The organism is Bordetella genomosp. 8, assembly GCF_002119685.1.
Classification (GTDB): domain Bacteria; phylum Pseudomonadota; class Gammaproteobacteria; order Burkholderiales; family Burkholderiaceae_B; genus Bordetella_C.
Window position 1 is genome coordinate 218750 of record NZ_CP021108.1, and the last position, 13349, is coordinate 232098.

The following is a 13349-nucleotide window of genomic DNA, read 5'->3' on the forward strand; positions in this document are numbered from 1 at the left end:
TCAGTACCAGGGAGAAGACCATGAGTGCAGGACACTCGGTTCAAGCGAAAGAGGCGCCCTACTACTATGTGCCCGCCGACTCCGGCCACCCGGTGCGCAGCGCGATTTCGCTGCTGATCATCGCATCGGGCGCGGCGTGCTGGGTGAATGATGTCTGGGTGGGCAAGTGGCTGGTGCTGCTGGGCCTGCTGTGCCTGATAGCCGTGCTGTTCCGCTGGTTCGCCGACGCCATCGGCGAATCCGAGCGCGGCATGAACAGCAAGCGGGTGGACGTGTCCTACCGCTGGGGCATGAGCTGGTTCATCTTTTCCGAAGTCATGTTCTTCGGCGGCTTCTTCGGCGCGCTGTGGTACGTGCGCACCATCACCACGCCGTGGCTGGGCGACCTGGATCACAAGCTGCTGCTGTGGCCGGACTTCTCCGCCGTGTGGCCCAACTTCGGTCCGGCCGGCGTGGTGGAGCATTTCGCCACCGTCGGCCCGTTCTGGCTGCCCACGATCAACACCGCGCTGCTGCTGAGTTCCGGCGTCACGCTGACCATCTCGCACCACGCGCTGCGGGCAGATCATCGCGGCAAGGCCATTTTCTGGCTCGCGGCGACGGTGATACTGGGCGCCATCTTCGTGGCCTGCCAGGCCGCCGAATACCATCACGCGTATACCGAACTGAACCTGAAGTTCAGCTCCGGCGCCTATGGGTCGCTGTTCTTCATGTTGACGGGCTTCCACGGCTTTCACGTCATCATGGGCGCCACCATGCTGACCGTCATCCTGATCCGCCTGATGCGCGGCCATTTCACGCCCAGCCATCATTTCGGCTTCGAAGGCGCGGCCTGGTACTGGCACTTCGTGGACGTGGTCTGGCTGGGCCTTTACCTGTTCGTCTACTGGTTCTGAAGCCCTGGGCCGGCGGCGCTCGAAGCCGCCGGCCGTCCAGCCGCGGGGAACCCGCGGCTTGCGCCCTTATCTAATCCCGGTGCTTTCGATCCAGCCGAAGTGGTGGGCGATCAGCACGAACAGGAACAGGGCGACCGATAACCCGATGCGCACCGTCAGGGCGTTGACCGTCCTGTTGGTGGTTCCTTTATCCCTCATCAGGTAAACCAGGGCCGAGCCCAGGCTGGCCAGAATGCCGACGAAGGCCAGGACAACTAGGACGCGCATGGCGGTCTCCGGGTGTAAACCAGAATTATTGCAGACATGGCTCGCGCGCATCGAACTTTGATCGCCCTGGTGCTGCTGGCCGTCATGGCGGTGTTGCTGGCGTCGCTGGGACGCTGGCAACTGCGCCGCGCCGACGAACGGCGCGCCATCCTCGCCGCCATCGAGACCGGCCGGCGCCAGCCGCCGCTGCTTCTGACGCCGGCGACATCCACCGACGATCTGCGGCCCTGGCGGCCGGTGTCGGCGCAGGGGCGCTGGCGGGGCGCCATGACGGTGCTGCTGGACAATCGCAACCAGGATGGGCGGCCCGGCTATTGGGTCGCCACGCCCCTGATGCTGGAAGAAGGCTCGAACACCGCGGTGCTGGTGCTGCGCGGATGGCTGCCGCGCGCGCTGCCGGGCCAGCCGGCGGCGGTTCCGCCGTCCCTGCCGGATGGCACGCGCACGATCAGTGGAGAGCTCGTGCAGCGGGTGCCGCGCCTGTTCGAGCTATGGAACCCGGGCGGCGCGCCCAGCGATGCCTTGCCAAGCACCTGGCCGGCCGCCACGATGCCCACGGTGCAGAACCTGGACCTGGACACCTATGCCAAGGCCACCGGCCTGAGCCTGCTGCCCACGGTGGTCGAGCAGCTCGCGCCCTCCGGCGATGGCCTGGTGCGCGTATGGCCGCAGCCGTCGGTGGACTTCAACCAGAACATCGGCTATGCCATGCAGTGGTTCGGCTTCGCGAGCATCGCCGGCATCGCCTTCTTGGTGGTGGCGGTCCGCGCCGCGCGATCGGCGCGCGCCATGCGCCGCGGCCGCGGCCCCTGAAGGCCGGGCGCGCGGCGCCCGCCGCCTGTCGGGCATCGCCCGTCGGTCTTCGCTCACCGCTCACTGCCCGTCGCCCACCGCCATCCCGAACTACTATCGCTGGAACGCCCGATTTTGCCTACGCCCGCCATGACTTCCGCTCCCGAGCGACCGCGCGCCGCGCCGCGCCGCGGCCGGTCCGTCCTTATTACGATCTTCCTGATCACGCTCGCCCCCATCCTGGGCGCCGTGATCATGTACCTGAACCCGCAGTGGTGGCCCGAGGACAGCAGCAACTACGGCACGCTGGTCCAGCCGCAGCGCGATCTGCCCAAGCCGGCCGACCTGCCGCTGGCGACGCTGGACGGGCAGGCGTTCGACCTGACCAACCTGAAAGGCAAGTGGCTGCTGATGGCCGCCGACGGCGGCGCATGCCCCGAATCCTGCGCGCGCAAGCTGTTCATCATCCGCAATACCCACGCCAGCCAGGGCAAGAATGTCGACCGCGTCACGCGTGTGTGGTTCATCACGGACGACGCGCCCGTGCCGGACAAGGTGCTGGAGGCCTACCGCGGAACCGTGATGGTGCGCGGACGACCCGAGCAGCTGGCGCCCTTCCTCTTGGGTGGGGCGGCCGGCGCCGCCGCGCTGGCGGGGCCGATCTGGATGGTCGATCCGCTGGGCCATCTGATGCTGCAGTTTCCCGCCGACGCCGATCCGGTGAAGGTACGCAAGGACGTCAGCAAGCTGATCTACAACTCGCGCATTGGCTGACTCATGGACACCGTCATCCTCCGCTACCGCAAACTGGTTTTCTTCACCTGGTTCCTGACGCTGGACCTGATCATGTTCGGGGCCTTCGTGCGGCTGACCGATTCGGGCCTGGGCTGTCCTGACTGGCCGGGCTGCTACGGCAGCGTCACGCCGCTGGGTTCGCTGCAGGACATCCATGCCGCCAACAGCGCCATGCCCTTCGGCGCGGTGTCGCTGTCCAAGGCCTGGATCGAGATGGTGCACCGCTATGCCGGTTCCATCCTGGGCATGTTGATCATCGCCATCGTGTACATGGCCTGGCGTTATCGCGGCCGGCTGGGGCATACGCCGGCCCTGGCGACGGCGACGCTGGTCATCGTGTGCGTGCAGGGCGCGTTCGGGGCATGGACGGTCACCCATCAGCTGATGCCGGTGGTGGTCACGGCCCACCTGCTGTTCGGCATGCTGACGCTGGCGGTCATGACCTGGCTGGCCGCGCGCGAGCGGCCCTATACCCCCTTGAGCGCCGGCGCGGCGCGCTGGCGCGCCTGGATGGCGGGCGGCATCGCGCTGCTGGTGGTGCAGATCGCCCTGGGCGGCTGGGTCAGCACCAACTACGCGGCGCTGGCCTGCATGGATTTCCCCATGTGCCAGGGAAAGTGGTTGCCCCCGATGGATTTCGCGGGCGGCTATTCCATCATCCGCGCGCTGGGCGAACTGCCTTCAGGCGAAATGATCTCGCAGTACGCGTTGACCGCCATCCACTGGGTGCACCGCAATTTCGCCTTCGTGGTGTTCATCTACCTGGGGACGCTGGCGCTGCGGATGCGGGCGGAGCCCGGCCTGCGAGGGCCCGCCAGCCTGATGCTGGCCCTGCTGCTGGCGCAGCTGCTGACGGGCCTGACCACCATCTTTTTCGAATGGCCGCTGCTGATCGCCGTCCTGCACAACGGCGGAGCGGCGGGCCTGGTGCTGGCGGCGGTCACGCTGCAGGTGCGGCTGTCCACCGCCGGGCGCCCGGCGTTTCGGCCGTTGAATGGCGCCGCGCTCGCTGCTGACAGTCCCTGACGCCGCGGCGGGTTTAAAATACCGTCCATCATGACCAGTTTCGTCGCTTCGGATTCCGGATTGCTCCGCCAGTACCTGGTGCTCACCAAGCCTCGCGTGACCCAGCTCGCGGTGTTTTGCGCCGTCATCGGCATGTTCCTGGCGGCGCCCGGCATGCCGGATCTGAAGCGCGTGGCCTACGCCACGCTGGGCATCTGGCTGCTGGCGGCGGCCGCCTTCGCCATCAACTGCCTGATCGAACAGGAAGTGGACGCCCGCATGCTGCGCACGGCGCGGCGGCCGACGGCGCGCGGCAGCATCCTGCCGCAACAGGTCATCGCGCTGTCCGGCCTGCTGGGCGGCGCCGGCATGCTGGTGCTCTACAACCTGGTGAACCCGCTGACGATGTGGCTGACCTTCGCCACCTTCGTCGGTTACGCGGTCATCTATACCGTCATACTCAAGCCCCGCACGCCGCAGAATATCGTCATCGGCGGACTCTCCGGCGCCATGCCGCCGGCGCTGGGCTGGGCCGCCATCGCCAACGGCACGCCGGCGCAGGCCTGGGTGCTGGTACTGATCATCTTCATCTGGACGCCGCCGCATTTCTGGGCGCTGGCGCTGTACCGCATGAACGATTACGCCAAGTCCGGCCTGCCCATGCTGCCCGTCACGCACGGGCAGAAGTTCACCCGCCTGCACATCCTGCTTTACAGCATCGCGCTGTTCGCCACCACCCTGTTGCCCTACGCGATCCGCATGAGCGGGATGGTCTACCTGGCCAGCGCGGTGGTGCTGGGCGGCATCTTCGTCGCCTATGCGTGGCGCCTGTTCCGCAGCTACTCGGACGCCCTGGCCCGCAAGCTGTTCCGTTATTCCATCGTGTACCTGTCGTTGCTGTTCGGCGCCCTGCTGATCGATCACTGGGTCCAACTGCTCGCCTGATCCGCCGCGAGACCTTTCCCATGCCTGATGACATCGCCGTTCCGCGCCGCGCCCTGCTGCGGGTTTTTGCCGCCGCGCCCATCGCCAGCCTGCTGGCGGCCTGCGGCCAGGACGCGCCTTCGTTCAAGGGCAGCGACATCACCGGCACCCATCTGGGCAAGAACCTGTCCATGGTCGACCAGGACGGCCGCCCGCGCACCCTGGCCGACTATGCCGGCAAGGTGATGGTGGTTTTCTTCGGCTATACCCAGTGTCCGGACGTCTGCCCGACGGCGCTGGCCGAGCTGTCCCAGGTGATGCAGGCCCTGGGCGATTCGGCGCCGCGCGTCCAGGTCATCATGGTCACGGTGGACCCGGAGCGCGATACGCCCGAGGTGCTGAAACAGTACGTGCAGACCTTCAATCCGTCCTTCGTCGGCCTGACGGGCACGCCGGAACAGGTCAAGCAGGCCGCCTCGTCATTCAAGGTCTATTACGCCAAGGTGCCGGCCAAGAACGGCAAGGACTACAGCATGGACCATAGCGCGGCGTTCTATCTGCTCGACGCCAAGGGCGAAGCGCGCGTGCTGGCCGGGAACGGGTCGGACGTCGATTCCCTGGCGCACGACATCAAGGCCCTGCTGACCTGAGCTAGGGGCTGGCCTTGCCGGCCGCCGCCACCCAGGCGGCGTAGGCGTCCCGGGCGCGCTCGTCGAGCTCCGCCAGCAGGATATCCCGGCGTTCCGCCAATATCATCAATGCATAGGGCGTGGCCAGCGCGGACGCTTCGGCGCACAGGCGCGATTCCTCGCCGGTGGCGGGCACGCGGTTGCGCCAATAGTTGATCGCATCTTCGAGCCGGGTGATCGGAATGACGGTGTCCATCGGTCCATTGTCCCAGAACCCGGCGTGATGTCACGCCGCAACGCGGGCGGAAACCACGCTCTGTCCGTGTCCGTTTCAACGTTACGGGCGCAAGCCCGTGGCGGCCTTGCAAAACTTTCAAACGGTCACTTTGGCAATACGCTGAAAATAGGACCGGGTGCTATACATCGGGCCGTGTTTTCCCGAAGGAGACCCGTTATGAATGCTCCAGCACCTTTACATGGCATGGCCGCGCGTCGCGGCCTGCATCCCCTGGTCGCCATCGCGTCCGTTTGCGTGATCGCGCTCTGCGCGGTGGCCACCGCCGCCATCATGGGCTGGCTGCCCACGCCCAAGGCCCAACAGGAAGGCCGGGACCAGACCGCCAGCGTGGCGCAGGGCCCGGAAGACGCCAACCTGGCGCCCTTGCCGGCCGGGCAGGGCCAGCCGGCCGCCCAGGCCGCGGCCTCGGCGTCCGGACGCGCAGCGGCGGCGAGTACGCCCCAGCGCGTGGCCCAGGCGCCGGCCACGCAGCCGCCGTCTTCGCAGCAGCAGGCGGCCGCGGCATGCCCGCAATGCGGCGTGGTGGTGTCGATCAATACCGTCCAGGTGCCGGCCCAGAACAATGGCGAGCCCATCGTCGGCACGGTCGCCGGGGGCGTCGTCGGGGGCGTGGTCGGCAACCAGTTTGGTGGTGGCCACGGCAGGACCGCGTTGACGGTGCTGGGCGCCGTGGGTGGCGCTTTGGCAGGCCGTGAAATCGAGCGTAATATCAAGCAGCAACAGACCGTGACACGGTATCAGCTGGTGGCGCGCACCAACGACGGCCGCACCCACACTTTCCACAGCGCGACGCCCTTCCAGTATTCGCCCGGGCAAGCGATCCGCGTGGAAAACAATCAGCTGCTGCCGGGTTGAACCCCTGGGCGGGCGCGAGGACGAAATGACAGATCACAGCGGCAATCCCTTCGTTCTGCCCGGCATGGGTCAAGGCGCGGCCGACGCGTCCAGCAATCCGCTGCTGGCCAGCATGGAAATGATGCGGCAAGCCTGGGCCGGATTGACCGGCCCGGGCGGGCTGGCCCAGGTCATGCCCATGACCCCGCCCATGAATCTGCAGGACCTGGAGCGGCGCATCGCCGAACTGCGCACCGTCGAGAGCTGGCTGCGCATGAATCTTTCGATGTTGAGCAGCACCATCCAAGGCCTGGAGGTGCAGCGATCCACGATCGCCACCTTGCGTTCCTTCGTCGACAACCTGGGCGCGCACGGCCAGGATGCGGGTGGGGGCGATGGCCCTTCGCCGCTGGAGATTGTCCTGGGGCTGAAGCCGGCGCCCGCATCCGCGGGCGGCGCTGGCCCGCAGGCCTGGTCCGGTGATGCCGTGGGAAAAAAGGCCGCCCGTGCGGCGGCCGAGGTTCCCGCGCATGAGCGCGACGCGGACGCGGGGACAGCTGGAGCATCGACGGATTCGTCGACGGATCCGTCTACCGGCGCATCGACAGGCGCATCGACAGGTGCATCGGCCGGTCCGGCACAGTCGGTCAACCAGGCGGCGCAATCGGCGTCGGAAGCCTGGTGGGGCATGCTGCAGCAGCAGTTCAACCAACTGGCCGCCGCGACCGCCGCGAGCATGCCCGGCGCGATGCCGGGGGCGTCCACGCCGGGTGTCGCCAAAGCCGCTTCCCCCCGTCAAGGCGCGGCCGGCGCGAAACCGCAGGCGGGCGGCGCCCCGGCCGCGGCTCGCCGCGCCGCCGGCAAGACCGCGCAGCCCCGCCGTTCCGCGCCCCGTAAAACGGCGGCCAAAAAAAACAAAATACAATCGGATCCAGACCAATCGTAGTTTTCCTTCCAGCCATGCGCCGCCCACGAGGCGGCGCATTCTCATCGAAATCCCATGCTTAATGTCGTCATCCTCGCTGCCGGATTGGGCAAGCGCATGCAATCCGATCTGCCCAAGGTGCTGCACACGCTGGCCGGGCGGCCCATGCTGCGGCACGTCGTGGACAGCGCCCGCGCGCTGAATCCGGCGCGCATCGTGGTCGTGGTCGGACATGGCGCGGACCGTGTCCAGGCCGCGTTCAAGGACCAGCCGGATCTTTCCTTCGCGTTGCAGCAGCCGCAGCACGGCACCGGCCATGCGGTCGCGCAGGCCGTCCCGCAATTGGGCGAAGGCGATGCCGACGACGCCACGCTGGTGCTGTACGGCGACGTGCCGCTGGTGCAGCCCGACACGCTGCGGCGCCTGCTGGCGGCTCGCGGCAATGGCATGGCGGTGCTGACGGAAACCCTGTCCGATCCCACGGGTTACGGACGCATCGTGCGCGACGACAAAGGCGATATCCGCCGCATCGTCGAGCACAAGGACGCCTCGGACGCCGAGCGCGCCATTGCCGAGGTCAATACCGGCATCCTGGCCGCGCCGACCGCGCGCCTGAAAGACTGGTTGACGCGCATCGACAACCGCAATGCGCAGGGCGAGTACTACCTGACCGATGTGGTGGGCCTGGCGGTGCAGGACGGCGTCGCCGTCGGCAGCGCGCAGCCGGCCGCGCATTGGGAGACGCTGGGCGTCAACAGCCGCGTGCAGCAGGCGGAGCTGGAACGCACCTGGCAAGCCGAACAGGCGCGCCGCCTGCTCGAGGCCGGCGCATCCATCGCGGATCCCGCGCGCTTCGACCTGCGCGGCGCCATGCGGATCGGCCGCGACGTATTCATCGACGTCGGCTGCGTCTTCGAAGGCGATATCCAGCTGGGCGACGGTGTGCGCGTCGGCCCGCACTGCGTGCTGCGCGACGTTGAAGTGGGCGCCGGCACCATCGTCGAAGCCTATAGCCATCTGCAGGACGCGACCATAGGCCAGGACGCCCGCATCGGGCCTTATGCGCGCCTGCGGCCGGGGACGTCCCTGGCGGACCGCGCGCACATCGGCAACTTCGTGGAAGTGAAAAACAGCAAGGTCGGCGAGGACAGCAAGGCGAACCACCTGGCGTATATCGGCGATGCCGACGTGGGCGCGCGGGTCAACGTCGGCGCCGGCGCCATCACCTGCAATTACGATGGCGCGAACAAGCACCGCACCGTCATCGAGGACGATGCCTTCATCGGCTCCGATACCCAGCTGGTTGCGCCGGTGCGCGTCGGGCAGGGCGCCACGCTGGGCGCCGGCACAACGCTGACGCGCGATGCGCCGGCCGGCAAGCTGACGGTATCGCGCGCCCGGCAGGCCACTATCGAAGCCTGGCAACGCCCGGTCAAGAAATCGTGAAGGACCAGAGCAGCACGCCCGCCAACGAATCTTCCGGCGCTTCCCCGCAGGGACCGGACGCCGGCGGCGCCAAGCCCGTGTTCGAAGGCCTGCCCACGCCGCGCCGCTACTGGGCGGCCGGCGTCGTCATGCTGGGCATGACGCTGGCCGTACTCGACGCCACCATCGCCAACGTCGCCTTGCCGACGATATCGGCGGACCTGAACATCGCGCCCGCCAGCGCCGTGTGGATCGTCAACGCCTACAGCGTGTCGGTGGTGATCATGCTGCTGCCCCTGTCGGCGCTGGCCGAACGGGTGGGGTTCCGGCGCATGTTCGGGCTGGGGCTGGCCCTGTTCACCCTGGCGTCGCTGGGGTGCGCGATGGCCAGTTCGCTCACGACGCTGATCATGGCGCGGATGTTCCAGGGCGTGGGCGCGGCATCGCTGATGTGCATGTTCGGCGGCCTGGTGCGCAATATCTATCCGCTGGCCAAGCTGGGCCGTGGCATCAGCCTGAACGCCACGCTGGTGGCGGTGATGTCGGTGCTGGGGCCGACGCTGGGATCCCTCATCTTGTCCGTGGCCGACTGGCCGTGGATCTTCGCGGTCAACGTGCCCATCGGGATTTTCGGCCTGTTCCTGGTCCGCTTCCTGCCGGACCCGCCGCGCAACACGGCGCCCTTCGACGTGATCAGCGCCCTGCTTTGCATGGTCGTGCTGGGCGTGTTCATCACCGGGGTCGACAACCTGCATGAGGATCTGGTCCGCGGACTGGGGATGGTGGCGATTTCGGTGCTGGCCGGCATCCTGCTGGTCCGGCGGGCCAGCCGCCAGACGGCGCCGCTGGTGCCGGTGGATCTGCTGCGCATCCAGCCGGTCGCCTACGCGGTGGCCGCCTCGGGCTGCACCTTCGCCGCGCAGATGAGCGCCTATGTGTCGCTGCCCTTCTATTTCCAGTCGGTGCTGGGACGGCCGCACCTGGAAGTCGGCATGCTGCTGGCCGCCTGGCCGGTGGGTACCGCGGTGGTCGCGCCGCTGGCGGGACGCCTGTCCGACCGTTACTCGGTGGCCATGCTGAGCGGCGCCGGCGCCGGGTGCATGATGCTGGGCCTGATCTGGCTGGCGGTGCTGCCGCACAGCGCGTCCAATCCCTGGATCATCGCTGGCATGTTCATGTGCGGCCTGGGCTTCGGTTTCTTCCAGACGCCCAACAACCGTTCGATGATTTCCTCGGCGCCCCGGACGCGCAGCGGCGCGATCGGCGGGGTGCAGGCGACCACGCGGGTGTTCGGGCAAAGCTTCGGCACCGCGCTCGTGGCGACCGCCTTCGGTCTTTTCCCCAGCAAGGGGCCGCTGGTGGCCATCAGCCTGGGCGCGCTATGCGCTGGCATGGCGGTGCTGGTCAATACGGTGCGTTTCTCGCGCGTGCCGGCGCAGCAACGCAAAGCCTAGGTGACGCCGCGGTAACCGGCCCCCGCAATCGGCCTCCGCAATCGGCCCTCTTTTTGGGGGCCGGTTTATTTTCGGGGGCCGGCAGCCGTTAACCGGTTGCGGGCGGCGCTTCGCTGCCCCAGCATGGCCCGCTCCTATAATGCGGCCATGGCCGCGCGTTGCGCGCGGATGAATCGATGAAGGGCGTTTATCAATGAAGATCACCGTGGTGGGTACGGGATATGTCGGCCTGGTTTCCGGGGCGTGCCTGGCGGAAATGGGTAACGACGTCATGTGCCTGGACGTCGACGCCACGAAGGTCGAGCGCCTGAAGCGGAACGACATACCGATCTACGAGCCGGGCCTGGAAGAGCTCGTCCGCCGCAATGCGGCGGGCGGCCGCCTGCATTTCACCACTGACGTCGCCGAAAGCGTGCGCCATGGCGACGTCCAGTTCATCGCGGTGGGGACGCCGCCGGGCGAAGACGGCTCGGCCGACCTGCAATACGTGCTGGAAGCCGCGCGCAACATCGCCCGCCACATGAGCGGCCGCAAGATCATCGTCGACAAGTCCACCGTGCCGGTCGGCACCGCCGACAAGGTGCGCGAGGCCGTGGCGCAGGTGCTGGCGGAGCGCGGGGTCGATTTCCCCTTCAGCGTGGCCTCGAATCCCGAGTTCCTGAAGGAAGGCGCGGCGATCCAGGATTTCATGAGCCCGGACCGCGTGGTCGTGGGCGCCGACGACGAACACACCATCGGCGTGATGCGGCGTATCTACGAGCCGTTCCAGCGCACGCACGACCGGCTCATGGTCATGGACGTGCGCTCGGCCGAGCTGACCAAGTACGCCGCCAACGCCATGCTGGCCACCCGCATTTCGTTCATGAACGAAATGGCCAACCTGGCGGAGATCCTGGGCGCCGACATCGAGCAGGTCCGCCGCGGTATCGGCGCCGATCCGCGCATCGGCTACCAGTTCCTGTATCCGGGCGCCGGCTATGGCGGTTCGTGTTTTCCGAAGGATGTGCAGGCATTGGAGCGCACGGCGAAGCAGCACGGGCTGCAGATGCGCGTCATCCAGGCGGTGGAAGCCGCCAACGATGCGCAGAAGTTCCGCCTGTCCGAGAAAGTGACGCGGCGCTATGGCGAAAACCTGGCCGGCCGCACCTTCGCCCTCTGGGGGCTGGCCTTCAAGCCGAATACCGACGATATGCGCGAAGCGCCCAGCCTGACCGTGATCCAGGAGCTGGTGCAGCGCGGCGCGCGCATCCGCGCCTACGATCCTGTCGCCATGGACGAGGCGCGCAAGGTCGTCGCCCGCATGCCCGGCGTACAGGACAAGGTGGAGTTCGTGGCCGATATGTACCAGGCCCTGGACGGCGCCGACGGGCTGCTGCTGGTCACCGAATGGAAGGCATTCCGCGCGCCCGATTTCGAGCGCATCCTGGGCCTGCTGAAGTCGCCGCTGATCCTGGACGGCCGCAACCAGTACAACGCCGCCGAGCTCAAGGCCATGGGCTTCGACTACGAGGGCATCGGCCGCGCATGAAGATCCTGCAGCTCAACTTCGAGAAGGGCTGGCGTGGCGGGGAAAGGCAAACCCTGTACTGCATGATGGCCTTTCGCGATGCGGGGCACGAGGTCGAGCTGATGGCGCGCGCCGGCGGTCCGCTGGCGCAGCGCGCTGCGGAGCAGGGCTTCAAGGTGCACGGCGTCAAGCACGTGCCCGGGCAGATTGCATTCCTGGCCACGCGCGGACGGCGCTACGACATCATCCACGCCCAGACCGCCAACACGGTCACCTGGGCGGTGCTGACCAAGGCGCTGCATGGCCGGCCGGTGGTTTTCTCGCGGCGCACGTCCTTCGTGGTCGAACCGGGACAGGAATGGAAGACCGGCGGCAAATGGCGCCGGGTGGACCTGCTGGTGGCCATCAGCGACATGGCGGCCGCCGAGCCGCGCCGCCTGGGCATCGAGCCCGTCATCATCCGCAGCGCGGTGTTGCCGGCACCCATCGATACCGACAACCTGGCCAGGCTGTCTTCCGAATTCAAGCTGCCCGGCAAGAAAATCATCGCGACGTCGGCCGCGCTGATCCACGACAAGGATCCGCTGACGATGATCCGCGCGGTTGGCGAACTGGCCGAGACGCGGCTGGATTTCATCTTCGTCCACTTCGGCGCCGGCGGAAATAACGAGGCGCAGGCGCGCGTGCTGGTGGCCGAGCTCGGATTGCAGTCCGTCTACCTGTTCGCGGGGTTCCGCAAGGGCGTGGAGGACTTCTACGCCGCCATGGACGTCTTCGCCATGAGTTCGCGCGAAGAAGCGCTGGGCAGCAGCGTGTTCGACGCCTTCCTGCGCCGCGTGCCGGTGGTGTCGACCGATGCCGGCGGCTTGAAGGAAAGCCTGGCGGACGGGCGCGGCATCCTCTGCCCGGTGGAGGACTATCGCGCCCTGGCGGCGGGCATGGGCCGTCTGCTGGACGATGCGCCATTGCGCGAGCAGGTCGTGCAACGGGCCTATGACTACGTGCGCGCGGAGCACGACGTGCGCGGCATGGGCGATCGTTACCTGGCCCAGTTCGAACGCCTGCTGCGCGAGCGCGGCGAGGCGCGGCGGATCGAGGCGTCCTGAGCGGCGCGCTATACGACCAGGCGCGTGTCGAACTTCGCGCGATGGACCGAGAAGAACGTCCGCACGTTGCGTACGTTCGCCTGCGCGGTGAATGCGCGGTGCGCCAGCGCGTGATACGCCGGCATGTCCCTGACTTGCGCGATCAATAGAAAATCCGGCCCGGGCGAGACGCGGTAGCACTGCAGCACCGCCGGCTCGTCGCGCATGCGGGCTTCGAATTCGTCCATTCGTTCGGCCGCCTGGACGTCCAGGGTGACCTCCACCAGCGCCGTCAGGCTGCTGCCCAGCCGGGCGGGATCCAGGATGACGACCTGCTTTTCGATGATGCCCTGCTCGCGCAGGCGGCGGACGCGTCGCAGGCAGGTGGGCGGCGACGCGTGGACTTTTTCGGCGAGCTCCTGGTTGGTCAGGGCGGCGTCGGCTTGCAACTGATCCAGGATCCGGCGATCCAGATCGTCCAGTTCGGGTAGTGCGTCTGGCGTGTTCATGGCT

15 protein-coding genes are annotated in these 13349 nt (G+C 67.6%); 12 read left to right on the plus strand and 3 right to left on the minus strand.

From position 1 onward, the window contains the following. Positions 1-20 precede the first annotated feature (20 nt). Positions 21-896 (plus strand): cytochrome c oxidase subunit 3, encoded by an 876-nt coding sequence (locus CAL12_RS01005; protein ID WP_086062775.1) that lies wholly within the window; start codon positions 21-23, stop codon positions 894-896. A 66-nt stretch (positions 897-962) separates the two neighbouring features. On the opposite strand, the gene CAL12_RS01010 is transcribed toward CAL12_RS01005, so the two are convergent. After that, positions 963-1163, minus strand: a complete 201-nt coding sequence (locus CAL12_RS01010; protein ID WP_086062776.1) for a twin transmembrane helix small protein — start codon at positions 1161-1163, stop codon at positions 963-965. 36 nt (positions 1164-1199) lie between these two features. On the opposite strand from CAL12_RS01010, the gene CAL12_RS01015 reads away from it, so the two are divergent. From CAL12_RS01015 to CAL12_RS01035, 5 genes are all read left to right on the plus strand, one after another. Then, positions 1200-1976 (plus strand): SURF1 family protein, encoded by a 777-nt coding sequence (locus CAL12_RS01015; RefSeq protein ID WP_086062777.1) that lies wholly within the window; start codon positions 1200-1202, stop codon positions 1974-1976. A gap of 129 nt (positions 1977-2105) precedes the next feature. After that, positions 2106-2729, plus strand: a complete 624-nt coding sequence (locus CAL12_RS01020) for an SCO family protein (protein ID WP_086062778.1) — start codon at positions 2106-2108, stop codon at positions 2727-2729. 3 nt (positions 2730-2732) lie between these two features. Beyond that, on the plus strand, positions 2733-3776 hold the full coding sequence (locus CAL12_RS01025; RefSeq protein WP_086062779.1) for a COX15/CtaA family protein: 1044 nt from the start codon (positions 2733-2735) through the stop codon (positions 3774-3776). A 30-nt stretch (positions 3777-3806) separates the two neighbouring features. Next, complete coding sequence (gene cyoE / locus CAL12_RS01030; protein WP_086062780.1) at positions 3807-4700, plus strand: heme o synthase; 894 nt, start codon at positions 3807-3809, stop codon at positions 4698-4700. Between the two features lie 20 nt (positions 4701-4720). Continuing rightward, the gene (locus CAL12_RS01035; RefSeq protein ID WP_086062781.1) at positions 4721-5329 is read left to right on the plus strand and encodes an SCO family protein; all 609 of its coding nucleotides are present in this window, start codon (positions 4721-4723) and stop codon (positions 5327-5329) included. Position 5330: 1 nt separating this feature from the next. On the opposite strand, the gene CAL12_RS01040 is transcribed toward CAL12_RS01035, so the two are convergent. Further along, positions 5331-5564 (minus strand): DUF3717 domain-containing protein, encoded by a 234-nt coding sequence (locus CAL12_RS01040; protein ID WP_086062782.1) that lies wholly within the window; start codon positions 5562-5564, stop codon positions 5331-5333. Between the two features lie 198 nt (positions 5565-5762). Here CAL12_RS01040 and CAL12_RS01045 point away from each other — a divergent pair, with 198 nt between their 5' ends. The 6 genes from CAL12_RS01045 (at position 5763) to CAL12_RS01070 (ending at position 12857) form a co-directional block, all read left to right on the plus strand. Further along, positions 5763-6461, plus strand: a complete 699-nt coding sequence (locus CAL12_RS01045; protein ID WP_086062783.1) for a glycine zipper 2TM domain-containing protein — start codon at positions 5763-5765, stop codon at positions 6459-6461. 25 nt (positions 6462-6486) lie between these two features. After that, entirely contained in the window at positions 6487-7386 is a 900-nt protein-coding gene (locus tag CAL12_RS01050) for a PhaM family polyhydroxyalkanoate granule multifunctional regulatory protein (protein WP_086062784.1), read from the plus strand. Between the two features lie 54 nt (positions 7387-7440). Then, the gene (glmU, locus tag CAL12_RS01055; RefSeq protein WP_086062785.1) at positions 7441-8811 is read left to right on the plus strand and encodes a bifunctional UDP-N-acetylglucosamine diphosphorylase/glucosamine-1-phosphate N-acetyltransferase GlmU; all 1371 of its coding nucleotides are present in this window, start codon (positions 7441-7443) and stop codon (positions 8809-8811) included. Between the two features lie 77 nt (positions 8812-8888). After that, positions 8889-10244 (plus strand): MFS transporter, encoded by a 1356-nt coding sequence (locus CAL12_RS01060; RefSeq protein WP_232464807.1) that lies wholly within the window; start codon positions 8889-8891, stop codon positions 10242-10244. 193 nt (positions 10245-10437) lie between these two features. Next, positions 10438-11772, plus strand: a complete 1335-nt coding sequence (locus CAL12_RS01065) for a UDP-glucose dehydrogenase family protein (protein ID WP_086062786.1) — start codon at positions 10438-10440, stop codon at positions 11770-11772. Beyond that, positions 11769-12857, plus strand: a complete 1089-nt coding sequence (locus CAL12_RS01070) for a glycosyltransferase family 4 protein (RefSeq protein ID WP_086062787.1) — start codon at positions 11769-11771, stop codon at positions 12855-12857. Before CAL12_RS01065 ends, CAL12_RS01070 begins: the two co-directional genes overlap by 4 nt. A gap of 8 nt (positions 12858-12865) precedes the next feature. On the opposite strand, the gene CAL12_RS01075 is transcribed toward CAL12_RS01070, so the two are convergent. Further along, positions 12866-13345 (minus strand): Lrp/AsnC family transcriptional regulator, encoded by a 480-nt coding sequence (locus CAL12_RS01075; RefSeq protein WP_086062788.1) that lies wholly within the window; start codon positions 13343-13345, stop codon positions 12866-12868. Positions 13346-13349 lie beyond the last annotated feature (4 nt).